Here is a 26,884-nt window from a genome sequence, read left to right as displayed (position 1 = left end):
TTTTAGTAACTATTCATCCCGATAGTAGTATGTAAAGAAGCGCAACACAAATAGGACATCCCCGTAATAGAAAATGCCCTAAGTGGTAGAAAGAACACGATCGAGCGTGTCACCCGTCAACAGAAGACATAACGAATCCCACACGTTTTTTTCGTGTTTCGTCAGTGTGGAAACGATGCTTCTTGCGATGCAAAACGACTGCGCGAATGTTTCTTCGCGAAACGTACCCGAAATGTTCTCTTTGACTTTAACCATGCGAAGATCGCGTTCGGCTTGGTTGTTGTCAAAGGGAACATGTACTTCACGTAAGAAACGCAACGCTTCTTCCTTTCGTTTCTGAAGCCGTCGAACAAAAGCGAGTGCTTTTTTCGGAAGAGGTGTCATCGTTTCCAATCGATGTTGTGCTCTTTCTAGGATGCGATCATACACTCGTTCCCACCGTCTCGCTTCTTCTTCGGAAAGTGCACCGTGATGGGCTTCGACGGCTTGCTTGGCGGCTAACAGAAACGTGGTCATGCGCATCGCCCACGTATGCCCTTGTTCGATGAATCCTTTTAACTCACGCAAATGGTGGGCATGACAAAGGGCATGGGTGGCATGTGTGTATTTCGGATACGTACCGAACCCATCGTGCATCATCGTCCCTTTGTATTGTGGAAGAATCCCGATCTCATCCGTTGCTTTCTTTCCACGAGAAGCGTGAGAAGCCAAGTATGTATATCTCGATGTACACGCGACATGCACCCATGCGAGTTTCCCATTGATGCGCAAACTCGTTTCATCGACATGCAGGATGTTGGATTCAAGTAAGGCGTCTTCGATGATGTCCATATTTGATTCCAGCGCTTCGCGTCCTCGTTTCACCATATTGGCAAGGGTTCCTGTACTAATCGAGTGTTGATATAACGCTTCGATTGTATCACTTAAACGCTTGTACGGGATCAATTGGATATGATGTAAATAAACAACGAGCGCAGTAAGGCGTGGACCGTATTGCACATGATTCGTGACATGGGATGGGAATTCGGCTTGTTGCACGCATCGACAATGCGGACACGATTTCACTTCACGTTCATGTTGTGTCACCTCGATCGCCACAGGAGGGACATCAAACACTTGACGGATATCGACTTTGAACGGTTTGACGTCACGCAAAGAAACCCCACATCCTTGACACGTATGCACACGGTGGACGACACGATGATGTGGATGTTCCACTTGACGGAGCGTCGTTCCTTGATGTCCTTCTTGTCCGCCTGGCTTGTTGCCAGATGGTTGACGAGAAGAACGTGTGTTGGCAAAACGGTCAGAAGATGGGGGCAAATGGCTATTGGAGCTGTTTTTTTTCGTGCGTGCTTCCAGCTCTTGAACACGGTACTTCAGTTGTTCATTTTCTTTGCGTAGTTGTTTGTTTTCGTGACGCAAATGTTCATTTTCTTGAACGAGTTGATGAATGAGCTGTTTTTGTTGTTGAACTTTGCCGATTAAGCTCTCAACTGTAAATACAGCTTGTTGTACCGTCAACATGCGATTCACCTCCTTGTCTATCAATATTCACATCATAGACAAGGAAAGAAGAAAATATTCAGCTCACTTTATGATGTGGCTGAATAGTTACTTATTTTATTTGCTGAGCAAATTTGAAGAATACCCCTAGTTATTTGCTCAATATAGAAAGAAACATTAATTATGAATGTAACAACCACAAAGTATATTTTTTACCCGTGGTGCTAGATAAAATCAGACAAGCATAAAAAATAGCCCTTGCATGAGGAACTCCCTAAAATGAAAGTGCAACCAAACATCAAAAGTCCTGCAGTAATATGTCAAGGTGAAAAATCATCGAAATTGGAAATTCGATTGTCCGATGACCCGAAAAAAGGCAATACTTAAGAAGCCCAGTCTTGTCTTATGTCATTAACTGGGTTTTAATGCAAAATCAGTTAGATCGATACCCCTATCGATCTTCCCCCTTTCTTGGCGTGTAGATTTGACCGTTGCGTAGCAGCGCATCGATCACACGCACGAGTTTTCGAGCGGTGAGGACGAGGGCTCGTTTGTGTTGGTGCTTTGGTACTTCCTCATACTTCTTCCGGTAATAGGTGCGAAACGACGCATCATGCCGTTGTACCGAGTTGGCAGCCTCCACTAGGTAGTAACGGAGATAGCGATTGCCGGAACGAATGAGGGAAGTCTCCTCGGCTTGGAACCGACCGGACTGGTGCTTAGACCAAGTCAAACCTGCATACTTTGCTAAGGCGGCTTGGTTGTCAAAGCGCTCGATTTGTCCAATTTCGGCTAAGATGCCAGCGGCGTAGACCGGACCAATGCCGGGAATCGTTTGTAACGTATTTGGGATGCCTTCCAAATGGCGAGTAATCGCTTTATCTAGCTCTTTAATTTGCGCTTGAAGGCTACGGATGGATTGAATCGATAGCCCTAAAAGCAAGTCGATGGAATCCTCGACACATTTGGAAAGCCGATACGACGAACGAGCCGCCTTTTGAATGGACTTGGCGATGCATTCCGGATCGGCAAAGCGATTGCGTCCTTTTTGGCGCAAGAAGTCAGCGAGCTGTTGCACGTCCATCTGACTGATTTCGTCTAAGCTAAACGACTCGAGAAGAAGCTCTAAGATGGCATGTCCGAACACGGAGCTGTCCACCTCTTGGGTAAAGGAACTGCACTTGTAAAACAAGTGTTGGAGGAAGTACTGCTTTTCCCGAGTCAGCTGATGGACGAGATGATAGCGCATGCGCGTGAGCCGTTGAAGGGCGATAAACTGTTCTTGCATGACAGCTGTCACTTTCAAACGGCCAAAGCGAAGCCGATCGGCGATGATCCACGCATCGATGCCGTCCGTTTTATCCAAGTCAGTGTACGCTTCTTTAAATTTGCGAATGAGCTTTGGATTGATGGTAAACACCTTGACATTCCAAGACTTCAGCTCCTCCTGTTGGTGGAAAAACATCGCTGGATGCCAGCTGTAGACCGAAGTGGCTTCCATCCCGATGAGAATTTCGGATGGTTGGAGCTTGTTGGCCCACAGGAGGATTTGATCGCGAAGGAAGGTCGCGCCAAGGAGATGATTGTCCACCTTGAATTGGGCGCACGTGTTTCCTTCTTGATCCATGATACACGTGTATAAGTCCGTTGAGCTCACGTCAATCCCGACGTAGAGTTTCATGAGATCACCTCCAATCGTAGTAGGATCGTGGGGTTGGGACTCTTCGGGATGCCCCCGGACCGCGCCTGTTGACCAGTCACCCTCGCATATGAGAACTCACGTTGGGCCATGGGCTGCCTGGAAGCTGCTCCTTCCAGCATGGGAAACCAACGGGAACAGCCTGCGGGTTAGAAGTCCGAACAGGAGCCGGGGAGACAGACTTTCTAAGTAGTCAAAGCTACAGGAGAGAGAAGAGTGTCCCCGATGATCCTAAGACCATTATCCAAGAACATCGCGAAAAGTCCAACCCCGATGTAGTGCCATCCACGGGGGAGGGGCGCGCCCCTCCCCCGTGGGCAAATCACTTACACATATGCGATTGTCAAGGAGCATATCCAACTGGAAATTCGATTTAAAAATCTTTCTAAACATACTATACGAGGAGAGGTTCTCATGCAAGAGCACTTTCATTTTACAACATCAAACTTCAAAAACAATATGCATCGATTTTGCTTTTTGTATCGGCTCAACTATCGAGTATCCAGATTCCTCTTCAACGTCGAAATCGTCATTTGTTGAAACAGAAAGACGAAGTCATCATCACCATCCATGTCCTTGGAAAGTTGTTGGGCTTCACTTCCGAACGGGCTTGGCATCGGTTTGTGATTGGGAATTTGTTTCCCAAGGACTTATTCCCTGAGCGTTCTCGGTACAACCGTCGCTGCCGAGCGCTTAGCTTGGCGATCAAGTGGATTCGGCACCAGCTAGCCAAGCGTGGGCAACACCATGCGTATGCGGTCGTGGACAGCTTGCCGATCGAGCTGTGTCATTCAGCTCGAATGCATCGCGTCAAACGATTCCGTGGAATTGCCGATATTGGCTATTGTGCTTCCAAAAGGGTCACTTTCTATGGGTGGAAACTTCACCTGCAGGTCACCGACCAAGGGCTTCCGATGGGATATGTTGTCACCGAAGCGTCTTGTCACGACCGGGTGGCCGCTGAAACCGTCATGACGCAAATTCCACATCCGTATAACCTCGGTGACAAAGGGTATATCAGCCAAAAGCTGCAAAAGAAGCTGTACGAAGAGCATCGAGTCGCTTTTTGGACGCCCGTTCGAAAAAATCAGCGAATTCTCCAATCCGACGCATGGAAACAGTGGATGAAACGAAAACGCAAAGTGATTGAAACCGTGTTTTCGATTTTAGTCGATTCGTATCGGATCACCGAGATTCGAGCGAACTCGGTTTCTGGATTTGAAACGGCACTGGATGGTATTTTACTGGCTTACTCCCTTGTTGTTCTTGGGCTAGTTGAGCGTTAAGACTCAACTAGCACCACGGGTATATTTTTTATATAAATAGAGATCAATATTCCAACATATACAAACCTTTTTGATCGTTCTTTCAGTCGTCTTGAACGTCCTTGCTAATGTCAGTATTACAATCTGAAATTTATACAGTCTAAATGTAGAAATGGTTGTAAAATACCGATTTTAAGATTCTTTATTATATGAATTTACTTATAAGGAGGTTTAAAACATGAAAAACGGTAGCGAAAAAGATTTGAAAGAAAAAAATCAATCTTCTGAGGTTGAAGCTCAAATCGTAGTATATTGTGATAAACATCGTAGCTGCTGTGCTGACAACAAATATTGTGAAGGAACTTTTTATTCCTTTCCATCAGGAGATTCCGTACTACAACATTGTGGATGTTAGTTGAGTAAATAACTAAAAAGCGAAGATATTATTTTTAAGCAATATGAGTCATAACTCATATTGCTTTTTTATTTATTTTATCTGTAGAAAATTAGAAACTTGACCAAAATAAAAGAAGTCCCAGTTGCTGTGGACTTCTTATCTCTTTTATTTCATTTCTAGCGGTATAAAGGTGCAATTGTGATTTGCGGAGAATGATCCAGAACGATTCATCATATCATATTTGAAGTACACCATATCAATATAATCGAGGTATCAATTTTTTGTTAATGGTTAATTAATGATAAAAAAACAGAAACCGCCCAATAAACATTGGACGGGTTACCTGTCTATTTTGTTAATTTTTCTAATAACTTATTTTGATTAAATCCTAGAATTTTTGATACAATATTTCCGTTTTCTTTTATTATGGTAAATGGAGTACCGTAACCACCTAGATCTTTAAATTCTTGAAAGAATTCCTCGTTCTCATGAATATCCCTTTCTTCAAATGCGATTCCTTTTTCCGATAAAAAATCCTTTTGCTTTTTGCAATATATGCAATGTTTTGTAGAATACATGATAATTTCCATTGTAATACCCCCTATAAAGAATACATTACATAAAGAAAGACCACCCTGAAAAATAACAACCTCATCAACAAATTTTTTTGCCTTTTTGTATTTGTTCTTTTAACTCCCAAAAGCCGGGTATCGAATCAACATCATACCTTTTAATGTACATAATTAACCTGTACTTTAGCTCTTGCGCCAAATCTTCTCGTTCTCCTAATTTGGTAAGCGAGAGCGTTTTTTGTAATTTTGGTTCAAACATATTAATAATTTGTTCCAGCGCTTGATTATCTTCCTTCGATTCTTTAACTAATTCATAAAACATGACTTACATTTTACCCCTTTCTTGACTCTTTAATTACTTCACCTAATTGATGAATAACTAATTCTAGGCTCTCCAATTTCCGTTCAAATCGTAAAAACAAGTAAACAGTTATGGCTATAGGAAAACCAAAATTTCCAATAATGGTGACCCATTCAGGGAAATCACATACATTCATCTTTTAATCCTCCTTTTTTTCAATAAATTTACAAATACTTTTTAACGCTGCTTTGTGTATTTTGGATACAGCTTGTTGAGATTTGTTTAATACTTTGCTAATTTCCGTATCTGTAAGGCCTTTTACATATGCCAGACTGATCACTTCTTTTTGTTTTTCAGTTAGAGATTGAATAGCCTCATAAAGAACAGGATTAGTAATATAATCTTCGATATTATCGCTTCGCAAAATATCCTCTACTTGTATCTCCGTTTCTACATCGACAAGCATAGCATTGAAGGAAGTGTTTGATGTATCATTCTTTATAGGTTGATCAACAGTTAGAGGATGACGTTTTAGCATTTTGCGGTAGCGCTTATCGAAATTTATTGCATTAAAATATAAAACCATAGAGATATAGGAAGTAAATCTGATATCGAAGTAAAATTTTTTAAATTCATTATCAAGTAATTTTTGGTTTTCCTCCGTAGGATCACAAATGACTTCAACTAATAATTTTTGATTTTTTTTTTCCATTAGGAACGACTTTACAATAGGATTTTCCAAAAAATCTTTATTTTCTTCTTTAAATTCCTCTATTTTTTGTTTACAAAACGGGTCTAATTTTTCAAAATTCAAATTGTACTCCCCTTTCACTACAAAAGTGAACATACGTTCTGTTTTATAGGTGTAAAAAATGACCAATTAAGGTAATTAGTCGATTAGTCATAAGTTTATCGTATTGATTTCGTGGAACAGAGTATTCACAAATATATTATATATCATTTCCTTAAATCAATTCCACAAAATTCCAAAATTTTTTTAGAAGTCTTAGCATATTCTTTGACTAATTCTGCGATAAACTCTTTTTCTTCTTCTGTCGAATTTTCATCTAAGCATTTTGTGAAAAATGCTTGGGTTTTTCTAGCTTCACAGAAGCATTTGAGCAGCATTTCTTGATTGATTTTTTTGGTATTCTCGTTTTCATTTACACTTACGATTGGGTTCTTTTTTAAATTTAGTACATTAATCTTCGTATTTTCCATTGTGTTAATTGGTGTTGTATGTTCCATTAATAATTGAAAGATTTCCATTTCATTTAGTTCTTTTTTAAGCAACTTTTCATATTCCTCGATTAATAAAGCGATAGCTCCTGATACATGAGGTGTAGCCATTGAGGTACCAGTCAAGGTAGCATAGCTATTGTTTAAGTAAGAGGAATAAATTTTTTCTCCGGGTGCATAAAGATCGACAAACTCATTTGTATTGGAAAAAATAGAAATATTGTTATCTTTATTGATTGATCCAACTTCTATTACTTCCTCAAAAGCCCCCGGATACCGATACTCGTTTGTTTTTGTATCCCCATCGCCATCATTACCTGAAGCTGCTACCACTAAGATATTATGAGCCACTGCTCTTTTTATCGCGGCATGTAAATTAGGATCCGGTGTTTTAGTTCCCAATGACAGTGATATAACTCTTACCTTTTCATTCATTGGTCCTTTCCAATCAATCGCGTAATGAATTGCTTCGACTACCGAATTGATTGAACCGCTTCCATACTGATTCAGAGCTTTTAAAATAAGTAACTTTGCATCAGGCGCAACCCCTACTATTCCGGATCCATTTTTAGATCCCGCTATTATACCTGCTACATGAGTTCCGTGGCCATTTGTATCTTCGAAAATGGTAATGTCTCCACCATACTCTTCTGTAAAGTTATAACCACCTATAATATTTCTTTTAATATCTGGATGATTTATTGCACATCCTGTATCAATCACAGCAACTACTACTCCCTTACCCGTGTAACCTTTTTTCCATTTGTACTCTGCTCCAATTTCCATAACACTGGAGGAACGATTTTCTTCTGACTGTTCTAATTGAACAATCGGAATGAGTTTCACTTCATTTGTTTTCACAGTTATACCCCCAAAAAATTTTTCTTTCTTTTCTTAATAAAGAAACTTGTTAAAAATGATTTACAACCTTGACTGAAATTTTTTTTGATATACAGTCGAAATAAAATGATTCATTTAGAAAATTTTCGAAAAAAGTAAATTATAATTTTAGTAATTTGTCACAAATTGAAAGGGGTTCACAATTAAGAAGGCCACCAATTGATTTGTTAGAGTCCATTGCAAAGATATATGGAGTTGAAATATCTTATCTTTTTCGAATGATGAATCATGTACAAAAGGAAGGGATTTTAACAATATAATGGGGGAGAGGAAGGACTAACTCCATAGGATATCAAAAAGATTGTTGATGCTGTCCTCTCATTAAATAAAGAGTAAAATATACATCTAAAAACCTTTTTCAATGATTGTTTATAAATAATTTCAGTATCGTTTTAAGCGGTTTAACAAAAATGTTAACTCGAAAATAAACGAGATTAATTTTCATACTGCGTAGTGAAATAAACTTTTTTATTGATGACTATGTTAAACTTCGGTTTTAGTGTTTGTGCAAAAAGGGAGGGTGTTCCAAAAGTGATAGGATGCCCTCTTTTTTGCTTTTATAAGAATTTAGCTTCTATAAAAATGTAAGGAGAAGGGAAGCGTTCGTTCCAATCCTTCATATCTTTTTTTATTAATTGTAAGCGAATACAAATCGGAATGCTTATTCGAATGAAAATTGAGCGGTGTTACAATAAAAGTATAGTTAAACAATTCTTGTTTTCTTTTTTAGTGGTTTTCAAACTGAACTCGCAATATTTTTCGATTAACAATCTTTAAAAGTCAGGTTTCTACCCACATAACAAGTACAGAAAAGGAGTGTTTTTGAACATGCTACAAAGAATTTTAAAATCTGGCAGTAACACACTATTAGCAGCGTTATACCTTGTTCTATATACATGCACCTTAAAACCATGACTTCTGTATGAACACCTTTTTTCATGGCTATACTGCTCCTAAATATTTCTATACAAAAGGAGCGGAATTGGCATGAAACGTTTGAAAATCACAAATGATCACGGTTGGACGCCTCGAACCCTTCGGAAACAAGAACGGAAAATCAAAGATGCTTCCCTTCGCGTTCGGGTGACCGCTGTTCGTCTCGTCATGGAAGGTCATCTCGGTAAAGATGTGGCCAAAATGGTCAATCTGTGCCGTCAATCGGTTGCCATCTACGTTGCACGTTTTAATCAAGGTGGGCTCGATCATCTACTCGATCGTCGGTTGCCGCCTGGTCGCGTGCCATTTCTTACGGAAGAACAACAACAAGAAATTAGACAACTCGTGTTAACTACTACACCTGTGGATGCTGGCTGGGGCATCGCTTCGTCATGGAACACGCGCATTTTACAATCTTATATTCAACAAACCTATGGCGTTTCGATGTCACGGGAAGGGATTCGCAAGTTGTTGCATCGTTTGCGTTTGTCATGGACACGCCCGACGTATAGTCAAAGGAGACGCTAAGCGTCAAGCTGCTTTTCAAAGAGAACTTGAATTTATAAAAAAACTAATTACCGAGAATGTTACCATGTTTTATGTGGATGAGACACATGTTCGTGCTTATCAAGCGCTACGTACGACATGGGCAGAAGTAGGGAATCAAAAACAAGTGCCAAGCTACGGACACCATGACCACGTGTCCATCTTTGGTGCAGTTGATGTTCAACAAGGCGATGTGGTGTTTCATCGTGCATCGTCCGCCAATGCCGAAACGTTCCTTGACTTTTTGCGCCGATTGAAAGAGAAATATGCGGATCGATTCCTCGTGCTTGTGTTAGACAATTCGCGTATTCATCATGCCAAGATGGTACAAGCCTTTCTTGATGGCGAGGAAGGCGATGCTTTTCATTTCATCTTTTTGCCACCGTATTCCCCACAGTTGAACCCGATTGAACGGCTGTGGAAGTGGTTGAAAGATGAAGTGATTGCCAACGTTTTTCACAAGGATCAAAACGATATTGCCCAATCCATTACTCGTTTTGAACAGTACGTTCTACAACACCCGGATGAGGTGTTGCGTCGCATCGGGTGTACTGCGTAAATCAGAGGTTAAAATTTTAAATTGGATGTATATATATACGCAACAATACAGCACATTAAAAGAAAAAACAACCGTTTTAACGGAAAAAGTGAAACAATTGTACGAAACGTACGAGCAATTAAAATTGAAACAAATGCAATTAATGACGCGCTTTTATGTCGCTGAAACGATGAAACAAATGGATGAGGCGATCACATCTTTCCGTTACGATCATATCGTAAAAGGCTTCGCACGTATGGAAGAAAAAGTAATGTTACTTGAAGCAGAAGCAAAAGCTCGCTCAGCCATTCAAACGTTGCCCCCTCAATCGTTTGATATAGAAGTCGAACAACAACTGAAACAATTAAAAGGTGAGTAATACAAAAGGTGTCCCTATCCGGACACCTTTTGTATATGTTATGTCGTCCATTCGTCATGAATGATGCCGACAAGTTTCCATTGACCGTTTTCTTGTTCAAAAACAAGACGTAAAATGAATTGACTTGTTTTGCTTCGCTTTTTAATTGCTCAGCATCTAACTCACTCTTTCTTGTTTTCTTTCTTGCAAAAATGATGAAAATGCGGGAAGTACACATGTATATACATGTTTACAGGTATAAAAAACAACCGGCATATGACCGGTTGTTTTTAATGCCCCGCATGACCAGATGTTAACACCCAAATGGATCCTGCGACAATGACGATCGCAACAAACGCTGAATATGCCATATTAATAACGTTCGTTTTTCTGTCTTCGCCTTCCGTTACGTGCATAAACATAAATAGTTGCAGTCCGGCTTGAATGACCGCGAGTGAGCCAATGATCCACATCACAATTGTATATGATACGTTCATTTTCAACGCAACAAATACGGCGACAAACGTTAAAACTAACGAAAGCAAAAATCCAACAACGTGACTAACGGGATATTTACTTTTATGTTCCATTTACGCCACCATCCCTTTTAAATAGACGAACGTAAAAATAAAGATCCAAACGACATCAAGGAAATGCCAATATAAGCTAATAATAAACATTTTTCTCGCCGTAACTGGCGTCAATCCGCGTTGGAGCAACTGGATGATAAGCATGATTGCCCAAATGATCCCGAATGTAACGTGCGCTCCGTGTGTGCCAAGCAAAACGAAAAAGCTTGATAAGAACGCGCTCGTTTGCATCGTTGCTCCTTCGTGCACGTAACGAATAAACTCACGAATTTCCATAAATAAAAATCCTGCCCCTAATAAAAGGGTAATGACGAACCAAGTAAGCAGTTTTTTCATATCGCGTTGTCGCATGAAAAAGACTGCCAAACCGCATGTAAAACTACTCGTTAACAACAACAACGTTTGAATCAGCACATCGTTTAGCTTAAAAATATCGCTCGGCGTCGGGCCACCGGCATAGCGGTTACCTAACACACCATATACAGCAAACAACGTCGCAAATAATACAATTTCTGCGCCAAGGAAAATCCAAAATCCTAAAATGTTGAGACGGTTTTGTTCCGTCTGATATTCGAGCGGAAGCGAATGATTGACGTTAGCCGACATGGTTTTCCGTCCCCCCTTCTACATTTCTCCACGTGCGCTCTGTTTGTTTAATTTCATCGACGCTTACATAATAACCGTCATTGTAATCGAACGAACGGATAATAAGCCCAATAACAATCCCAATTGCCGCAACAGCTGCCGCGATATGCGCCTCAAAGACGAGGAAGAAACCTGTAATTCCAAACACAACCCCCATATAAAACGGCAATCCGGAGTTGCTCGGCATATGAATTTTCTTTATGTCGCTTTCTTTTAATGTGAGCGTTTCACCGCGCTTTTTCATATGCCAAAACGCGTCTAACTGTTTCACCTCTGGGACGACCGCAAAGTTATAAAACTGCACTGGTGATGCTGTCATCCACTCGAGCGTACGCGCATCCCACGGATCGTGGGAAACATTTCGTTTCGCATAACGGAAGCTCCAATAAATGTTATAACAAAATACCGCAAAACCGATCGCTAAAATGATTGAACCGATCGCAGATACGAGGAAAAGCGGCGCAAAGCCTGATTCTGCTGAATACGTATACGCACGACGAACCGCCCCTTTTAAACCAAGGAAAAACATCGGCATAAATGTGACGTTAAATCCGATCGTAAACAACCAGAAATGATATTTTCCAAGTTTCTCGTTTAACATAAAACCAAACATTTTTGGCCACCAATAATACAATCCTGCAAACACCGCAAACACGACACCTGGAATTAACACGTAATGGAAGTGTGCGACTAAAAACAATGTGTTGTGATACTGATAGTCTGCAGCTGCCATCGCCAACATGACCCCCGTCACGCCACCGATGACGAAGTTTGGCACAAAGGCAAGCGCCCATAACATCGCTGTTGTAAATTGAATGCGTCCTTTTCGCATCGTAAATAGCCAGTTGAAAATTTTCACTCCGGTTGGAACAGCAATTAACATCGTTGTAATCGAGAAGAACGAGTTTACCGCAGGACCTGCATCCATCGTGTAAAAATGGTGTACCCATACGAGCATACTTAAAAACGCAATACCAACGATCGAAATGACCATCGACGTATATCCGTACAACGTTTTTCGTGAAAATGTCGCAATGACTTCAGAGAAAATACCAAAAGCAGGCAAAATAACAATATATACTTCTGGATGACCCCAAAGCCAGAATAAGTTTGCCCAAAGCATATCACTTCCGCCTGAAGAAAGTGTAAAGAAATGTGTTCCATACAAGCGGTCAAACGTCATTAATGCTAAAGCGACTGTGAAAATTGGAAAAGCCGCTACGATAATGATTGACGTAATCAACGTCGTCCACGTAAACATCGGCATTTTCATTAACGTCATGCCCGGTGCACGCATTTTTAAAATCGTGACGATAAAATTAATACCAGTCATTAACGTCCCAAGACCTGCAATTTGTAACGCAATCGCATAGTAGTTATTCCCGATGCCTGGGCTAAATTCTTTTCCTGCAAGTGGGAAGTATGATGTCCACCCTGCATCTGGTGACCCTCCAACAACGAACGAAATGTTAAATAACATCGCCCCGCTAAAAAACAACCAAAAGCTAAGTGCGTTCAATTGTGGAAAGGCAACATCGCGCGCACCGATTTGCAACGGAACGACGACGTTCATTAAACCGATCAAAAACGGCATCGCCATAAACAAAATCATAATGACGCCATGGGTTGTAAAAATTTCATTGTAATGTTGGGCATCTAAAAAGTTCATTTCCGGCCGAGCCGTTTGCGCCTTCATTAACAACCCGTCCATGCCACCACGGAAAAACATCAATACACCTGATAAAATGTACATAATCCCGATCTTTTTATGGTCGACGGTCGTTAACCATTCACGCCATAACCAACCCCATTTTTTAAAGTACGTTAAGCCAACGACAATCGCAACGACAGTCAGTACAATCGCAATTTGTGAACCAACAAGAAGCGGGTCTCCCCCAACAAATATTTCATTCCACTTAATGCCCATGATGTTCACCTCCGCTATGGCTTTCAGAAGCTTGTTGCTCATCATCTGTCACATTTGATGTATGTCGATCATTTTCGTCAAAAATTTTTCCTTGGTATCCATGCCCACGATATAATTCTGGATTTGTGTACGTCTTTGAATGCGGATCAGCATGGTTTACCCATTGTAAATGTGTATCAACAAACGTCAATCGTCCTAAATGGGTTGGCAATAACAGCTCTTCATATTTTTCTTTCGTTAATTTCGGTGCCGTTTGTTTTACTTCTTGTACCCATTTGTCAAACTCTTTTGGCGTTTGCGCTAAAACTTCAAATTGCATATGCGCATACCCACGTCCATTAAAGTTTGTATTTCTTCCTTCGTACGAACCAGGACGTTCCGCAACAACGTACAATTCTGTCTCCATTTTGTTCATCGTATATTTTTGTCCCGCTAACGCAGGCACCCAAAATGACTGCATAGTCGATGCGGAAGTCATTTTAAATAGCACGAGACGATTGACAGGAATATTGACGTAGTTCACTGTTTCAATATTTTGCTCTGGGTAGCTAAAAATCCATTTCCAATCCGCTGATGTCACGTGAATAACAAGCGGATCTTGATCTTCGTACCCCTTCGGAGGCTTTTCTAAATCATATAATGTTCTCACAGTTGGGATCGTTAACGCAACAACGATTAAAATCGGAATTACCGTCCATACAATTTCAAGCACCGTACTTCCGTGTTCTTCAGGCGGCTCCTCCCCTTGACGCTCAGGTCGATCTCGATATTTCCACACAATATAAGCAAACAAAGCAAAGACAACGACAACAACAAGAAGCATCCACCAAATCGACCAGTTAATCAACTCCGTAATGCTTCGTGCCGCTGGTCCTTGCGGTTGAAACACAACCATCTCACAGCCTGCAAGAAGCGGAAGCAATCCGACTACCAGTAAGGAAAACAAGCGCTTCATCATTTTTCACCTCAACAAAATTGTGATTCATTGAACAAGTAAGTAAATACATAACGAACGAATTTAAATAACTTTGTGGTATTAGCACTATCAAAATGATTTTAACATGTATTGTAGAAATAATTGTGACGAAAAAAGTAAGGAAGAAACTGCATTGAGGGGAAAACAAAAAGAAAAATCATTGACAAAAAGAAAAATACTTTTCTCGACATCAAAAATCGTGCGAGAAAAGCGCTATCTTTTATATAATACATGGAAATAAAAAAAGAAATAGGTTGTCCATTTGAAATTTTGTCACATTTTCGTTAAATTTTTTTCGAAATTTGTTCAAATTTATTTCCAAAAACAAAAAATACCCATGAAAAACACTTTTTCATCTCAACAGCTTCCGCACCCATTTGAGCGCATTTGGAAAGTTTGGATAAAACGAACACTAAATGCAAGGAGTTTATTCGCCATCCCCGGAATAATGACGGTTTTATTGTTCATTACTCCTTTTTTTAAACGTTTAAAAACACTACCGTCGCATAAATGATGTCTGAATTTTCAGTTTTATTTTTTCTGGACTTTAGAGAAAAAACGAAAACACCTAAGCGAGGGTAGTATACATCCATTTTTTTACTATAACCTATGACTTGTGCAACAACGACTGGCAAACCTTTATGGGACGCTGTTTCCTTCGATTTTTCGTAACCAAATGTGAGCGGATTTCCACAAAGAAGCCTTCAAATAGCGACTAATTTGTAAGTAACTGCGTTCGCTATTCGTGTTCAACTGAGCTAAAACATTCAGACAGTACACTATCATGGCTACGTACACTTGATTATGTACAGCTTGTTCACTGTGACCAAAAAACTTTTTAATGTTCAGATGTTGTTTCATCCATTTGAAAAAAAGTTCGATTGCCCAACGTGATTGGTAGATTTCTGCAATTTCATCTGCGTCAATGTCAAACCGATTTGTCAGTAAATGAAGCTCATTTCCTTTTGTATCTTGCAATTTGAGTAAGCGAAACACGTTTTCAGAACGATTTTGTGGTGTTCCAATGACAACCATTTCATCAGAGAATACGGGTGAATCTTCTGGTAACGAAAAGGATTCTAACACTCGGACAACAGCGTTTTTACGCAAACGGGTCACAAAGAAATAGCCATCTTCCGTCATTTGATCAAAGCGCCTATAATCCAAGTAACCACGATCAAACACGTACATGCATTCTTTGTCATCCACGAATACTTCTAGTTGACCACGATCATGTTCGTTGGCATTCGTGAGTACGGCTTTATCTGGATAGGAGAGTCCTTTTTCCATAAAAACAAGTCGTAAGTGAAGCTTTACTCCTGATTTTGTCTTTCGAAACTCTGCCCACTTATGATTGGTCAAATTAAGCGGTAATGTACTCGAATCAATGATTTTCAAAGGCGTTGTCACTTTTCTTCTTGTTTGGAAATTGGTTTTCCGATGAATTTGTGCCACTAAATCGAGAAAAATCGTTTGAAAGAACTCAGTTGGGATGGTATTGATTCGTCTCCCTAACTGTGAAAAACTAATCGATTCCAATCCCGTTGCTCGTTGTAATTCTTCTAAAAAGACAGCGTCACTCAACGCCCGTAAACTCTCGGTTTCATGGAGTTGGGCATACAAAAGCAGTTTCATAAATGAAGCCATATAAAGTTTCTTGGTATAGTGATTTAATTGATGTGTTTTCACTAGGTCGTCAAATAATGGACGATTAATCGGTGAAAACCATTGTTCAAATGATGTTTTTCGTGTAAACTTATCCATGGTTTTGTCCTTTGTATTGGATTTGGATGGTTTACTACCACCCAACCATTATAAAGGATTTTTTTGTGTTTGGATTATATTTCAGAAAATTCGGTTTATTTAAAGGTGTTAAATTATTTTAATGCGACACTAGTGGTTTAAAAACTTAAATATATAAAATGAAAAATTTGGCCTTTAGCATATCTAAAGGCACTCCTTCTCAACAGCATGAATTAAATCTTTCAATAATTCAACAGCTTTTTCGATAGATAATACATAGTATCGCAATGTCCCTTTTTGTTCTACCGACACTAGTCCTTGGTCACGCAAAATTTTTAAATGGTGCGAAATCGCTGGACGCGATAAACTTGACCGTTCCGTAATTTCATTGACTGTTAGCTTATCGTGTTCCGCAAGCAGCAATACAATATCTTGGCGATGAGGATCGCTTAGCGCTTGAAATAATGGTATACACGATCGAAACACCTCGATCGCTTTTTGTCCCATTCCCCTCTTCCTTTCTTTTGTTTAAAAGTTTAAACATTTGATATCTTTATCTTATTCTTTTTCTTCACGCCTTTCAATGCATTATTCGAAAAATAGATCCTTTACCTTCCCTTCACCTCCCTCCTCAACTGTTCCACAAGCGCCTCTTGGTATCCTGCTTTTTTCCGCCGCAATATTTCTTGTTTTACTGGCTGCAAGTCATGAAGCGTCACCGATTGCAGTTTCGCCAAACGTTCATCGGATAGCGGGACGGTCGGTTTGGTCGCCAAATAATCAGAACAGTCGTAATGCCAAAGCCGAACAGATGAACCGTACCGCTCGACAAGGCGCTGCGCCATTTTTAGTCCTTCCGGGTCAAAATCGCCCGAATAATAAAAGGTAACCCCTTCTTTTACGAGTAAATCAAACAGCCACCTCGTCGCTAAATTCAATTGACCGTTTGTGCTAATGAGCGGTACGTTCGCATCTAACAGCGTCGAAAACACACCGGCATTTTCGACGACAAAGACGTTGTTTCCTACAGACGGATACGCCCGCACTAGCGGCATCACTTCCCGTAACGGCACATTTAGCGCCGTATTCGTTGCACATGCGGCAGCGAAAACAGGATGGCGGCCTTTCTCTGTTTCTGCCATCACGCCAGCGCACGTCACAAAGTTTAATACATCTTCCCGCAACAGCCGATACGACTGCAATAGTTCGTTCACGTCTTCGACCGCCGAAAGGTCGTACTCGGTGTCCGTATAAAATTCGAGCGCCGAAAGCAATAGCTTCCCTGCAAGTGTATGCAAATCAAACATATGCGGATCGTTCGCTACTTTTTGCGCAAAAACGGGCAAGCGAACGTAGGTGGACGGAAGCTGTTCGAGCGCGCGGCAAACAGCAGAAAGCGCCACCTCTAACGCGTGATGGTTTTGTTGATACGCTAATTGCACAAACCGCTGCTTTTCTACCGCCATCAACCAATCGCGCTGTGCTCGATACGTATTCATAAGCCGGGTAAAATAGGCTTCCTTTTCCCGCTCTATTTCTTGTTGTTGCTCTTTTTTCGTTACGAGCGGCTCGCCAAAATAGCATGACAGCAACTCCACGAGAGAAATGCCGGCAAACCTTGTATTCGCAAGCTGTTGTTCAAACGCCGCGAGCGACACGCGGCTCATTTCTTTGCCAAAAAACGACGCGATCGCTTCCTTTTCCTCCGCCGAAAAAGACGAAACGGAAATCGTGCCCCCTATGCGACCAAGCGATTCGTATTTCTTTTTCATTTCGCAAAAAAGGCGGTGAAACGAACGTTCACCGCGAAAAAATTGCACCGCTTCCTCTACCCGATTCAATGCGATCCCCCTCTCATCATTGCCGCTAACTTTTCATCCGTAACAAGCTGCTTTATTTTTCCGTTCCAATAATAGCGAATGACCGTCACGAACGAAGCATTTTTCGGACGAACGAGTTCGCAAATCGATAGCGCCGGAACGGTATCATAATCACCCCAGAGCGCTTGCGAGTTCATCACATAGTTAAACCCAAGCTGCTCGACAAGCCCGAACATATTGCGAATATTATTTTCGTCTACCCCCGCGAACGCTTCATCCAACGAAATAATGTACGGCGCATCGTCTGCTGCTTCTTGATAACGCGAATACGTCGCGGCAAACAACGGAATATACATCGCCATCGCTTTCTCCCCGCCGCTAAATTGATAGAACCGTTGGTTCGTCAACTCTCGTTTCGGTTCATTCGTTTTTTGGTAATAAAGGGTAAATGAAAACCATTTCCGATAGTCTAATACTTCTTTAATAATTTGGTGGAGCGTATTGCCTTGGCCGCGCTCTTCTAGCAATTCGCGCGCTCGATGAATTTTCGAGCGGAAATGTTTCGTCACTCGCTGCAAATCTTCCTCTTTTAATAGCCGCGAGTTCATCCGCAACAACTCGACAAGCTCTTTCGTATCCATCTCTTCTTCCGTTTCCGCGGTGCGCGGCTTCCATTGAATAAACAACACCAGCCCAGAAGACGTGTCGAGCTGTTGCATTAGTTCGTTCATATCTTTTACCCAACGCTCCGCCCGTTGAATGCGGCTGCGCAAAATTCGACCGATCGTTTTTAAAATAATTTCTTCATACAATTCGCGGTCTTGCTCTTTCATATATTCCCGCTGCAAGAAAATGTCGTGCTCGATTTCACGCAATACATAAAATGGTGATACGCGCTGCCCTTTATAATCAAGCAAAAGGACGATGCGGTCTTGCTTTTCTCTCCATCCGGATACTTTTAATTCCATTTCTTCATCTAGCTCGATATCCGTAAACAAATTGTCCTCCTCAGCTGCGACAGGCTCTTGGCTGAGCCGGTATTCCGTTAAATTCGCCGACTCTTGGAAAAAGACGCTATTTAATCGGTTCACAAGCGACGTTCGAGCTTCTTTCGCTAGCACCCCGTATTGCTGCATCGCTTCTTTTGCTTTTTCCAACCAATCAGAACCGTGAAGCTCTACAAGCTCAAGGGAAAGCTCTCGCGCAAACGACCGCTTCCACGCCTCCGCTAGCCGCTTTGCGAACGTTTCTTTCACCGAAAGCTGTTCGCATTTTTCACGAATGGCTTTCAGCTCATGCTCTAGCGCAATGCGCTCGTTCATTTTCGCTGGCATTTCTCGCTGCAAAAATGCCAACCGGTCGCGGACGCGCTGAATTTCCGCTTGAACTTCTTCTGCGCCCATTAGTTGCAGCGTCCGCTCGATTTCTTGTCGCTTCAGTTCGAGTTTTTGCTGCTCTTTTGCGAGCATATGCCGTTCGCCTTTCGTTTCATCGATTTCTTGTTGCAACGTTTCTAACTGCTCTGTCCGATGATGAATCATGTCGAGCAAATGGAGAAACTCCCGATGGGTCATTTGCAATTCATGAAGCCCACGCATATACGATTTCATAAAAACAAGCGCCTGTTCATAGCCGTCCTTGGAAAACTCTAAATCGAGCCCCTCGGTTTGCTCGCGCAACGTTTGTTTTGCTTGTTGCCAATCGCGGGCAAGCTGGGCTAACTTTTCGTTTTTCTTTTCCCATTCGCGTTGTTTGCTTATTATCATTCGCTTCGTTTTTTCTCGTTCTTCAAAGGCTGCGCGCATGTCGCGGTCGGTTGGAAAGGCACGAAACCAGCGGGTTATTTGCGCAATCGTCTGCTCGAGCTGTTTTAGCATGTCGGTTCCCTCATGAAGCTGGGTGCGAAGTTCGTGGAGTTCTGCTTCGAGTGCGGCGATCTTTTCTAGCCGCCAACGCTTGCGGGCAGTGCGTCCGATAAACAACGCTTTTTCCCGCGCCGGGGCATGCCCTTTGATTAAGCCGAGCGTATAACGCCCTTCTTCATGAAGCATAAACGTTCCGTCCATTTCTCTATCGGCAAGAACGATGCTTTGAAGTACTTCGTTAATGCGCGTTTTGGACACTTTGCATCCTTCATCTACATCTGGCTGCAAATAGTCTGCTAATGTATGCGCCAATTCGACAGGACGTGGAACAATCACTCGGTCACACGTTACTTCGACATCGGTTTCTGTAATTAACGCATCAAGTAGCCCTGCATGATACAATGCCGATTCAATCCGCTCCCGAAGCGGTTCTGGTACATGGTCTTGAAATTCCACCCCTGCATAAAACGGGACAAAAGCAATCCCTTTTTCGTCTAACTCCGCCCGCGCTGCGATCGTTTGTTCATCGCGCATGAGCTCGGGGTCTTTTTGCGTTTTCCATTGGTTCCATTCGGCTTCTTTTGAGGCGATTTTTTCCTCTAATAACGTGCACGTATGCTTTTGCTTCATTTTTTCTTCGTTTTTTCGATTGAGTGCTTCGTAATACGCTTCCGTAAACGGTTGCTTCATCTCATCGACGTGATACGTTTCGTATAGTTCGTGAAGACGCTGTAAAAATAGTTGGACAGAGGGTTCCGGTACGGAAACGTCTTGGCATTGTTCGAGCCAGCGAAATACTTCTTGTTGGAAACGCGCTTTTTCGTTTTCTAACAGTTCGAGCCATTTCGCTTCTTCATGGCGCAATTCGTCTACTTCCCGCTGCAGCTCCCCTGCCTCTTTACTCGTTTCTTCATAGCGCGCCTTCATTTCATCATGGCGGCGCCAAAGCGCAATCGTTTGTTCTAGTTTTTCAACGTATTCTTGTCCTTCTCGCTTCCAGACGGTAAAATCAAATTTCGTTTGGCGCTGTCGAGCAAAGTCCGCTTCGTTAAGAGCATGGGAAGAGAAGGAACTTTCCATCGCATCATGCCGTAAGTCTTCTACTTGCTGCGTGAGTTGCTTTTCTATCTGATACCGCCGGTCTTCGTCTTCTTCTAACTGGCGCTTATAGCGGCGTTCGAGCTGCTCTTTTTCATCGATTTGCCGCAATAGTTTTTGTTGCTTGTCATGAATGTCGCGTATTTCTTGTTGGACTCGCTCATATTCTTTCGCCGCTTGAAACACTTCGTGGCTCGCTAATTCTAATTCTCGTTGATGCAATACGTCCTGTTCGTTTGCAAGCGTTTGAATGTATTCGCTCAAAGCGACAAGGTGCGCTTGCTTTTCCTGTTCCTCCGCAAGCCATTGCTTTTCTTCTTCTGCTAGCCGCTTCACTTGTTTGTCAGCCTTTATCCATTCGCTTGCTTTTTCCGCAATCATATACTCGTTATACGCTCGATATTGCGCACAAAGCCGTTTTAGTGATTGCTCATCGCGCTCTAGCTGCTCGAGTTGTTGCTTTGTTTGATCCATATTTTCAATCGTTTCCGATAAATGGCGCAACTCGTCGTCTGTCAACGCGGGGAGCGAGCTTTCTAAAATCTCGTAAATGACCGTTGGCTTGAAATCTTTCGATAGCTTCGGGCTGCGCAATTGAATCAATAGCTCAATTAATTCTTGAAACGCCTCCATCGATTCAAAGCGGAAGACGTGCTTATTGACGAGCTCCATATATTCTTTTTGTGAATCCACGACCGTTCCGCCGTTGCCAAGTACATTCGCCAGTTCGCGTTTGGTGAGCGGGATTTTTTCCGTTCCATCCGCTGATTTTTCCGTTTTATATAAAAATAAATCGCGACCGATGCGGCGGTTATCAAAAATGACGAACCCCCAAAAATCCATATTTTTTTGTCGCTTTGCCCGCAACCCGATTCCCGTTGTCACATATTGGTCCGTCTGCTTTCGTTTATATTCTAAAAACAAATAACCTGTCCGCTCATCGCGATCGACAATTTCCTTTTCGCCAAGCAAGTAATCTTCCATTTTTCGTGCCCGTGAACCGAACGGATCAAGCCGGTCGGGCGTTTTTTTCCCGTCCAATAAGACTGGAAGCAAGCTTTGCATCGTTACTGACTTCCCAGAACCGTTCGTCCCACGAAGCAACAACTTCCCGTCAGCAAATTCGAAATATTGCTCGTCGTAATACCAAAAATTAATTAATCCCGCGCGATGAAGCACCCATTTATTCGTCATCATCGTCTCTTCCTTTCGTTGTAAAGTCGTCTGGATATTGACCGACAAGTCGTCCAAGCAGCGGATAAAGCACGACCATGCCCGTTTCCTGTTCATATTCTGCCATCTTCCATTCTTTTAAAGCAGAGAGCAGTTCAGAGGCGAGCTGTGCCGTCGTCATTTCCCGATACGTTTTGCTCCAGCCTTCGCCATACTGCTCGCTGCACCGGTGAAGCAACTGCCGAAAATCGGACATCGTCACGTGGATTTGCCCGTATTCATCCGGTGGATAGTTGTCCAAATGAGCGCGAACCACAGAGGCAAAATGAAGGATAATATCCGACGTTCCCTTTTGATCTGGAAATAACGTATACACATGTTGCCGTTCTGGAATCGTCAATAGTGCTGCGTTTTTATATAGCTCGTAGCGAAAATCGGTATGCGCCTCGATGTCATCGCGCAGTCGATGGCGGAAGTTGCGCAAATAATAAAAGTTTGGGTCGTCTTTTTGCCGGCGATATACGACAGGCGATAAAAAGAGCTGCCGATAAATAAAGTGGCGGCGGTAATCGTCGGGTGACATTTTCCACTCTTCCTCCAACAGTTGCTCGATCGTTTCATATTGAATGAAGTCTTTCGGATAGGACCGCATAAAATAGCGGGACAGTACAGGAACTTCATACAACGCTTCTTCGTCTTCTTGATTGGCAAACGCCTCAACTTCCCCGTCGACGTGATGTATAATCCCGATTTGCTCGGCTGTTTTTAAGACGCGAATTAACGCGCGACGATGTTGGTAGTTCGTCCAATCGAGCGCAGTTTCGCCTGGATACATCGCTTTTATTTCTTCGCATACATCAGACAATAAAAATTTTTCTTCGACTGCTTTTCCTTCTAAATATGCTAACAAGCAACAAAATAACGCGTAGTCGAGCGGTTCTTGAAACGACTCCATTCCCATCCACGCTTCTGGTTCGGCTGGTATTTTTTCGAGCTTAGCAAAATAGCGGTGGACAATGAGCCGATAGCCGAATTTCTCTTGCACATACCGCTTTAGCACTTTTTCACGTTCTCGTATTTTTTGAAAAAGTTCCGGCTCTTTTTCCCGAACAATCCAAAACTGTTCAAACAGCGCCGTTAACGCTTCTTTCGCTTTCTCATCGAACTCTTTTTCCATTCTCTCTTCTCCTAGTCTAGCAAATGGATTTCGTAATTTGGCATCATTAACGTACCATCTTCTGCTTTCAGTATAATCGTCCCTTCACGTTGAACTACTTTCACTTTCCATCCGTTTTCCGTTTGCACCGTCCGGTCTTCTCGCCCCATCGCTTTTGCAATCCACCCGAGCAGCGTTTTGCGAATATGCGGAGCAACGACCGGTAGCTCCTGAAGTACAATTTTTCCGTCGTTTATAAGCTGTGTGAGTTCTTCTTCCTCCTGTTGTTTCGCTGCTAAGTAGGCGGCCATCGTTTCCTCTTTTTCTTTCCGCAGATCAATCATTGCTTCTGGCTTTTTCTTTTCTCGGTAGTGGCGAACGCGCGGTTTTACGAGCCATTCTGCCGGCTGTTCCTCCCAAATATCGCGGTACATATTTTCCGTTGCATCGTTTTCGGCGACGATGTGCTTTGTATGAAAACAGCCGAACACAACCGCCGATAATTTATGCGCTTCTTCTATCGTTTCTAATGAAGAAAACCATTTCGCTAAATGCAAGTAATCTTTTTTTCGGCTGCGGAAGTGGTGATGACGTTCCCCTAAGCGCTGAACGACGCGCGTCATTCGCCGAATCGCTTCGTTTGTCTGCTTTTGTAAAAACGACAGTTCGCTTTCATGCCCGTTTCGTCCTAAAAACCATTCGCTTAAACTGCGCCACGTGTCTAATTTCTCTTCTACTAGCTGTTCACGCGAAAGAATCGCCCCTTCAAAGCGTGGAATGGCAAGCTGGTAAGCGACCACTTCCTCAATAAAACGGCGAACACCGTCCTCTGGCAAGTCTTCGAGCAGTTTTTCAATTTGCATCGACGTTTTTTGCAATGCGACGATAAAATCGCGCAAATAAGCGGTAAACTGTTCTTTATAGACGAGAAATGAATCAGACATCATCCGTTCTTCCATGTTTTCTCCGTTTAAATAGGCAATATAGTCGGCAGAATTTTGGATGATTTTTTTAAAATAATCAAACGTTTCTTCCCACACTTGATTCATTTCTTCCCTTTTTTCGGCAAATCCATCGTGGATAATCGATTCCATTCGGACAAGCGACGCATACAAGCGGTCAAACCGCGTTTTTTCGAGCGATCCACCGAACGTCTCCCCTAGCTGCTCAAGCGCGCGAATCATTCGTTCGATTTCAACCGTATATGGGCTGCATTGATAGCGAAACCGTTTCTTTTTAAATTCCTCAATCGTCCGAATATGACCCGTTTCTTGTCTAGCGATTAAGTTTCTCCATTTGACAAGCTGCTCTAAGTCTTGTTGCAGCTCTTCTTCTGTGTAATCTTGAAATTCATCGAATTGTTTTAAAAAAGCGTACACTTCTTCTGGAAACAAATATTGCCGCATTCGTTCGTGTTGCGTATAAAAATAGCGTAAAATCGCGCGGTACCGGTACGCGTTATCCACTACTAAATATTTCGCCTCCGTAATCGGCTTTAGCCACGACGTATCCATCTTTCGCTCCCCTTCTATCCTTCATCTACTATCATTGTAATCGATTCGCTATTCGTTCTCTACTAAAACGTCGTTGGGAAAATGTGCTCCTCAAGTAGCTTGCCTAAAAAATGAACATGTTCGCTAGTCATCCGCTGTCGATTCGTGTAAAATGGAAACGAAAAGGAGGTGAACGAAATGGTGGAACAGTTGCTTTATGAAATTCTTCATGAAGTCAAAGCAACCCGCGAAAAAGTCGAATCGCTAGAAAAACGAGTGGATGTGCTAGAAAAAGAAGTGTCTTCCTTACGCCAACAAGTACAAGCACTGGACGAGAAAGTTCAAGCGCTGGATGAGAAAGTTCAAACGCTCGATGGCAAAGTCCTAGCACTTGACGAAAAAGTGCAACTACTCGACGAAAGAACGCTCGAAACGAAGGCGATTTGTGAAGCGGTTCGTCATGGTCAAGAGGTGCTCGCCGCAAAATACGATGCACTCGCACTCGATGTCCACAACATGCAAGGAAACATCACCCGCTTAACTAACATACTCGAAGAGAAAGTACTCCCTGCCCTCACCGACCACGAATCGAGCATCCAAGTATTAAACAACCGTGTATTTAAAGTCGAAAGCACTTTACAAAAGCTTGTACACCTATAAAAATAAAGCGGCATTGTCCGATGGCAATGCCGCTTTGTTTTTATCGTTTATTAATTTCTTCAAGCAATAGCTTATTGACAAGCGGTGGGTTGGCTTGTCCTTTTGTTGCTTTCATAATTTGACCGACTAAGAATCCGATCGCACGGTCTTTTCCGTTTTTGAAGTCTTCGATCGATTGTGGATTCGCGTCGAGCACTTCTAACACAATTTTGCGCAACGTTGCTTCGTCAGAAATTTGCACAAGCCCTTGTTGTTTGACGATTTGCTCTGGATCGCCGCCTTTTTCCACAAGTTCTTTAAAGATTTTCTTCGCAATTTTTGACGAAATTGTACCGTTTTGAATAAGTTTAATCATGCTTGCAAGACTTTCTGGCGTTAACGCAATGTCATGTAATTCTTTTTGTTCTGCGTTTAAATAAGCAGATACTTCGACCATGAGCCAGTTTGAAGCAAGCTTTGGATCCGCACCATTTGCAACCGTTGCCTCAAAAAAGTCTGCCATTTCTTTTGTAAGCGTTAATACTTTCGCATCATACTCCGGCAAACCAAGCTCTTCGACATATCGCTTTTTCCGCGCATCCGGAAGTTCTGGAATGGACGCACGTACGCGCTCTTTCCACTCATCGTCAATATAAAGCATCACTAAATCTGGTTCTGGGAAGTAGCGATAGTCTTCCGAACCTTCTTTTGTACGCATTAAAATCGTTGTTTTCGTCGCTTCATCGAAACGGCGCGTTTCTTGCTGGATCACACCGCCAGACAATAAAATTTTCTCTTGGCGCTTCGCTTCGTATTCTAATCCTTGGCGAACGAAGTTAAATGAGTTTAAGTTTTTCAATTCCGTTTTCGTACCGAACTTGTCTGAACCGATTGGGCGAAGGGAAATGTTTGCGTCACAACGAAGCGAACCTTCTTCCATTTTGCAATCGGATACGCCTGTATATTGAATGATTGATTTTAATTTTTCTAAATACGCATACGCTTCTTCTGGTGAACGAATATCTGGCTCAGATACGATTTCAATAAGGGGCGTGCCTTGACGGTTAAAGTCAACTAGCGAATAGCCATCCCCTGTATGCGTCAGCTTTCCGGCATCTTCTTCTAAATGAATGCGCGTGATGCCGATTTTTTTCTTTTTGCCGTTCACTTCAATTTCGATCCAACCATTTTGTCCAATCGGTTGGTCGTATTGTGAAATTTGGTACGCTTTCGGGTTGTCTGGATAAAAATAGTTTTTCCGGTCAAACTTCGTTTCCGTCGCAATTTCGCAGTTTAATGCCATCGCTGCTTTCATCGCATATTCAACCGCTTGTTTATTCAGCACCGGAAGAACGCCCGGATACCCTAAGTCAATGACGCTCGTTTGTGTGTTTGGGGGCGCTCCGAATGCGTTTGGGCTACTTGAGAAAATTTTCGATTTCGTTTTCAGCTCGACGTGCACTTCAAGTCCGATGACAATTTCAAAATTCATCACTCATTCC

Annotated in this window: 22 protein-coding genes and 3 pseudogenes; 7 read left to right on the top strand and 18 right to left on the bottom strand. The window is 42.2% G+C overall.

What is annotated here, in order from left to right:
* Nucleotides 1–78 precede the first annotated feature (78 nt).
* Nucleotides 79–1,527, bottom strand: coding sequence for an IS66 family transposase (gene tnpC / locus NSS60_RS01565; protein WP_340720593.1), 1,449 nt, complete (start codon nucleotides 1,525–1,527; stop codon nucleotides 79–81).
* 430 nt (nucleotides 1,528–1,957) lie between these two features.
* Nucleotides 1,958–3,187: an IS110 family transposase gene (locus tag NSS60_RS01560; protein ID WP_064214420.1), complete on the bottom strand. Its 1,230-nt coding sequence runs from the start codon at nucleotides 3,185–3,187 to the stop codon at nucleotides 1,958–1,960.
* A gap of 432 nt (nucleotides 3,188–3,619) precedes the next feature.
* Here NSS60_RS01560 and NSS60_RS01555 point away from each other — a divergent pair.
* Together NSS60_RS01555 and NSS60_RS01550 are read left to right on the top strand one after the other, a co-directional pair.
* Nucleotides 3,620–4,491: pseudogene (locus NSS60_RS01555) on the top strand (IS982 family transposase).
* A gap of 217 nt (nucleotides 4,492–4,708) precedes the next feature.
* A complete protein-coding gene (locus tag NSS60_RS01550; RefSeq protein ID WP_157667403.1) occupies nucleotides 4,709–4,885 on the top strand; it encodes a hypothetical protein in 177 nt (58 codons plus the stop codon).
* Nucleotides 4,886–5,214: 329 nt separating this feature from the next.
* Here the strand turns inward: NSS60_RS01550 and NSS60_RS01545 are convergent, their stop codons facing one another.
* The 5 genes and pseudogenes from NSS60_RS01545 to NSS60_RS01525 all read right to left on the bottom strand — a co-directional run.
* Complete coding sequence (locus NSS60_RS01545) at nucleotides 5,215–5,457, bottom strand: glutaredoxin family protein (RefSeq protein WP_064220778.1); 243 nt, start codon at nucleotides 5,455–5,457, stop codon at nucleotides 5,215–5,217.
* Between the two features lie 64 nt (nucleotides 5,458–5,521).
* Entirely contained in the window at nucleotides 5,522–5,761 is a 240-nt protein-coding gene (locus tag NSS60_RS01540) for a helix-turn-helix domain-containing protein (RefSeq protein WP_064220777.1), read from the bottom strand.
* Between the two features lie 10 nt (nucleotides 5,762–5,771).
* Complete coding sequence (locus tag NSS60_RS01535; protein WP_088223598.1) at nucleotides 5,772–5,936, bottom strand: YvrJ family protein; 165 nt, start codon at nucleotides 5,934–5,936, stop codon at nucleotides 5,772–5,774.
* Nucleotides 5,937–5,939: 3 nt separating this feature from the next.
* Nucleotides 5,940–6,554: a sigma-70 family RNA polymerase sigma factor gene (locus NSS60_RS01530; RefSeq protein WP_340720592.1), complete on the bottom strand. Its 615-nt coding sequence runs from the start codon at nucleotides 6,552–6,554 to the stop codon at nucleotides 5,940–5,942.
* Between the two features lie 413 nt (nucleotides 6,555–6,967).
* Nucleotides 6,968–7,846 (bottom strand): annotated as a pseudogene (locus tag NSS60_RS01525) (S8 family peptidase); the annotation flags it as partial.
* A gap of 125 nt (nucleotides 7,847–7,971) precedes the next feature.
* Here NSS60_RS01525 and NSS60_RS14940 point away from each other — a divergent pair.
* The 4 genes and pseudogenes from NSS60_RS14940 to NSS60_RS01515 form a co-directional block, all read left to right on the top strand.
* A pseudogene (locus tag NSS60_RS14940) lies at nucleotides 7,972–8,139 on the top strand (helix-turn-helix domain-containing protein); the annotation flags it as partial.
* 727 nt (nucleotides 8,140–8,866) lie between these two features.
* Nucleotides 8,867–9,343, top strand: coding sequence for a helix-turn-helix domain-containing protein (locus NSS60_RS14935; protein ID WP_232467170.1), 477 nt, complete (start codon nucleotides 8,867–8,869; stop codon nucleotides 9,341–9,343).
* Entirely contained in the window at nucleotides 9,249–9,920 is a 672-nt protein-coding gene (locus NSS60_RS14930; RefSeq protein WP_232467168.1) for an IS630 family transposase, read from the top strand. Before NSS60_RS14935 ends, NSS60_RS14930 begins: the two co-directional genes overlap by 95 nt.
* Nucleotides 9,921–9,945: 25 nt before the next feature.
* Nucleotides 9,946–10,278 carry a PspA/IM30 family protein gene (locus NSS60_RS01515; RefSeq protein WP_232467167.1) on the top strand — a complete coding sequence of 111 codons (333 nt, stop codon included), beginning with the start codon at nucleotides 9,946–9,948 and terminating at the stop codon, nucleotides 10,276–10,278.
* A gap of 269 nt (nucleotides 10,279–10,547) precedes the next feature.
* On the opposite strand, the gene qoxD is transcribed toward NSS60_RS01515, so the two are convergent.
* From qoxD to NSS60_RS01465, 10 genes are all read right to left on the bottom strand, one after another.
* The gene (qoxD, locus tag NSS60_RS01510; protein WP_004888823.1) at nucleotides 10,548–10,847 is read right to left on the bottom strand and encodes a cytochrome aa3 quinol oxidase subunit IV; all 300 of its coding nucleotides are present in this window, start codon (nucleotides 10,845–10,847) and stop codon (nucleotides 10,548–10,550) included.
* Nucleotides 10,848–11,453, bottom strand: coding sequence for a cytochrome aa3 quinol oxidase subunit III (gene qoxC, locus NSS60_RS01505; RefSeq protein WP_004888822.1), 606 nt, complete (start codon nucleotides 11,451–11,453; stop codon nucleotides 10,848–10,850).
* Complete coding sequence (gene qoxB / locus NSS60_RS01500) at nucleotides 11,443–13,419, bottom strand: cytochrome aa3 quinol oxidase subunit I (RefSeq protein WP_004888821.1); 1,977 nt, start codon at nucleotides 13,417–13,419, stop codon at nucleotides 11,443–11,445. Before qoxB ends, qoxC begins: the two co-directional genes overlap by 11 nt.
* Nucleotides 13,409–14,377 carry a cytochrome aa3 quinol oxidase subunit II gene (gene qoxA, locus NSS60_RS01495; RefSeq protein WP_004888820.1) on the bottom strand — a complete coding sequence of 323 codons (969 nt, stop codon included), beginning with the start codon at nucleotides 14,375–14,377 and terminating at the stop codon, nucleotides 13,409–13,411. Before qoxA ends, qoxB begins: the two co-directional genes overlap by 11 nt.
* A gap of 657 nt (nucleotides 14,378–15,034) precedes the next feature.
* Complete coding sequence (locus tag NSS60_RS01490; protein WP_064214406.1) at nucleotides 15,035–16,159, bottom strand: IS4 family transposase; 1,125 nt, start codon at nucleotides 16,157–16,159, stop codon at nucleotides 15,035–15,037.
* A gap of 183 nt (nucleotides 16,160–16,342) precedes the next feature.
* Complete coding sequence (locus NSS60_RS01485) at nucleotides 16,343–16,645, bottom strand: ArsR/SmtB family transcription factor (RefSeq protein WP_003398862.1); 303 nt, start codon at nucleotides 16,643–16,645, stop codon at nucleotides 16,343–16,345.
* A gap of 101 nt (nucleotides 16,646–16,746) precedes the next feature.
* Entirely contained in the window at nucleotides 16,747–17,979 is a 1,233-nt protein-coding gene (locus tag NSS60_RS01480) for a TIGR02679 family protein (protein ID WP_340720591.1), read from the bottom strand.
* Nucleotides 17,976–22,115: a TIGR02680 family protein gene (locus tag NSS60_RS01475; protein WP_004888817.1), complete on the bottom strand. Its 4,140-nt coding sequence runs from the start codon at nucleotides 22,113–22,115 to the stop codon at nucleotides 17,976–17,978. The genes NSS60_RS01480 and NSS60_RS01475 overlap by 4 nt, the downstream gene beginning before the upstream one ends.
* Nucleotides 22,105–23,271, bottom strand: coding sequence for a TIGR02678 family protein (locus NSS60_RS01470; RefSeq protein ID WP_004888816.1), 1,167 nt, complete (start codon nucleotides 23,269–23,271; stop codon nucleotides 22,105–22,107). The genes NSS60_RS01475 and NSS60_RS01470 overlap by 11 nt, the downstream gene beginning before the upstream one ends.
* 11 nt (nucleotides 23,272–23,282) lie before the next feature.
* The gene (locus tag NSS60_RS01465) at nucleotides 23,283–24,764 is read right to left on the bottom strand and encodes a TIGR02677 family protein (protein ID WP_004888815.1); all 1,482 of its coding nucleotides are present in this window, start codon (nucleotides 24,762–24,764) and stop codon (nucleotides 23,283–23,285) included.
* 177 nt (nucleotides 24,765–24,941) lie between these two features.
* Between NSS60_RS01465 and NSS60_RS01460 the strand changes: the two genes are divergently transcribed.
* Nucleotides 24,942–25,403, top strand: a complete 462-nt coding sequence (locus NSS60_RS01460; RefSeq protein ID WP_004888814.1) for a hypothetical protein — start codon at nucleotides 24,942–24,944, stop codon at nucleotides 25,401–25,403.
* Between the two features lie 40 nt (nucleotides 25,404–25,443).
* Here the strand turns inward: NSS60_RS01460 and gatB are convergent, their stop codons facing one another.
* Nucleotides 25,444–26,874, bottom strand: coding sequence for an Asp-tRNA(Asn)/Glu-tRNA(Gln) amidotransferase subunit GatB (gatB, locus tag NSS60_RS01455; protein ID WP_192948590.1), 1,431 nt, complete (start codon nucleotides 26,872–26,874; stop codon nucleotides 25,444–25,446).
* Nucleotides 26,875–26,884 lie beyond the last annotated feature (10 nt).

This window comes from Anoxybacillus sp. FSL W8-0382 (genome assembly GCF_038003845.1).
Taxonomy (GTDB): Bacteria; Bacillota; Bacilli; order Bacillales; family Anoxybacillaceae; genus Anoxybacillus; species Anoxybacillus flavithermus_G.
This window is presented reverse-complemented; position numbering and strand designations above follow the sequence as displayed.

What these genes read in the sequence shown, in the direction of transcription:
- tnpC (WP_340720593.1), bottom strand. Translation starts at nt 1,527, where the DNA reads ATGTTGACGGTACAACAAGCTGTATTTACAGTTGAGAGCTTAATCGGC.
- NSS60_RS01560 (WP_064214420.1), bottom strand. Translation starts at nt 3,187, where the DNA reads ATGAAACTCTACGTCGGGATTGACGTGAGCTCAACGGACTTATACACG.
- NSS60_RS01550 (WP_157667403.1), top strand. Translation starts at nt 4,709, where the DNA reads ATGAAAAACGGTAGCGAAAAAGATTTGAAAGAAAAAAATCAATCTTCT.
- NSS60_RS01545 (WP_064220778.1), bottom strand. Translation starts at nt 5,457, where the DNA reads ATGGAAATTATCATGTATTCTACAAAACATTGCATATATTGCAAAAAG.
- NSS60_RS01540 (WP_064220777.1), bottom strand. Translation starts at nt 5,761, where the DNA reads ATGTTTTATGAATTAGTTAAAGAATCGAAGGAAGATAATCAAGCGCTG.
- NSS60_RS01535 (WP_088223598.1), bottom strand. Translation starts at nt 5,936, where the DNA reads ATGAATGTATGTGATTTCCCTGAATGGGTCACCATTATTGGAAATTTT.
- NSS60_RS14935 (WP_232467170.1), top strand. Translation starts at nt 8,867, where the DNA reads ATGAAACGTTTGAAAATCACAAATGATCACGGTTGGACGCCTCGAACC.
- NSS60_RS14930 (WP_232467168.1), top strand. Translation starts at nt 9,249, where the DNA reads ATGGCGTTTCGATGTCACGGGAAGGGATTCGCAAGTTGTTGCATCGTT.
- NSS60_RS01515 (WP_232467167.1), top strand. Translation starts at nt 9,946, where the DNA reads ATGTATATATATACGCAACAATACAGCACATTAAAAGAAAAAACAACC.
- qoxD (WP_004888823.1), bottom strand. Translation starts at nt 10,847, where the DNA reads ATGGAACATAAAAGTAAATATCCCGTTAGTCACGTTGTTGGATTTTTG.
- qoxC (WP_004888822.1), bottom strand. Translation starts at nt 11,453, where the DNA reads ATGTCGGCTAACGTCAATCATTCGCTTCCGCTCGAATATCAGACGGAA.
- qoxB (WP_004888821.1), bottom strand. Translation starts at nt 13,419, where the DNA reads ATGGGCATTAAGTGGAATGAAATATTTGTTGGGGGAGACCCGCTTCTT.
- qoxA (WP_004888820.1), bottom strand. Translation starts at nt 14,377, where the DNA reads ATGATGAAGCGCTTGTTTTCCTTACTGGTAGTCGGATTGCTTCCGCTT.
- NSS60_RS01490 (WP_064214406.1), bottom strand. Translation starts at nt 16,159, where the DNA reads ATGGATAAGTTTACACGAAAAACATCATTTGAACAATGGTTTTCACCG.
- NSS60_RS01485 (WP_003398862.1), bottom strand. Translation starts at nt 16,645, where the DNA reads ATGGGACAAAAAGCGATCGAGGTGTTTCGATCGTGTATACCATTATTT.
- NSS60_RS01475 (WP_004888817.1), bottom strand. Translation starts at nt 22,115, where the DNA reads ATGACGAATAAATGGGTGCTTCATCGCGCGGGATTAATTAATTTTTGG.
- NSS60_RS01470 (WP_004888816.1), bottom strand. Translation starts at nt 23,271, where the DNA reads ATGGAAAAAGAGTTCGATGAGAAAGCGAAAGAAGCGTTAACGGCGCTG.
- NSS60_RS01465 (WP_004888815.1), bottom strand. Translation starts at nt 24,764, where the DNA reads ATGGATACGTCGTGGCTAAAGCCGATTACGGAGGCGAAATATTTAGTA.
- NSS60_RS01460 (WP_004888814.1), top strand. Translation starts at nt 24,942, where the DNA reads ATGGTGGAACAGTTGCTTTATGAAATTCTTCATGAAGTCAAAGCAACC.
- gatB (WP_192948590.1), bottom strand. Translation starts at nt 26,874, where the DNA reads ATGAATTTTGAAATTGTCATCGGACTTGAAGTGCACGTCGAGCTGAAA.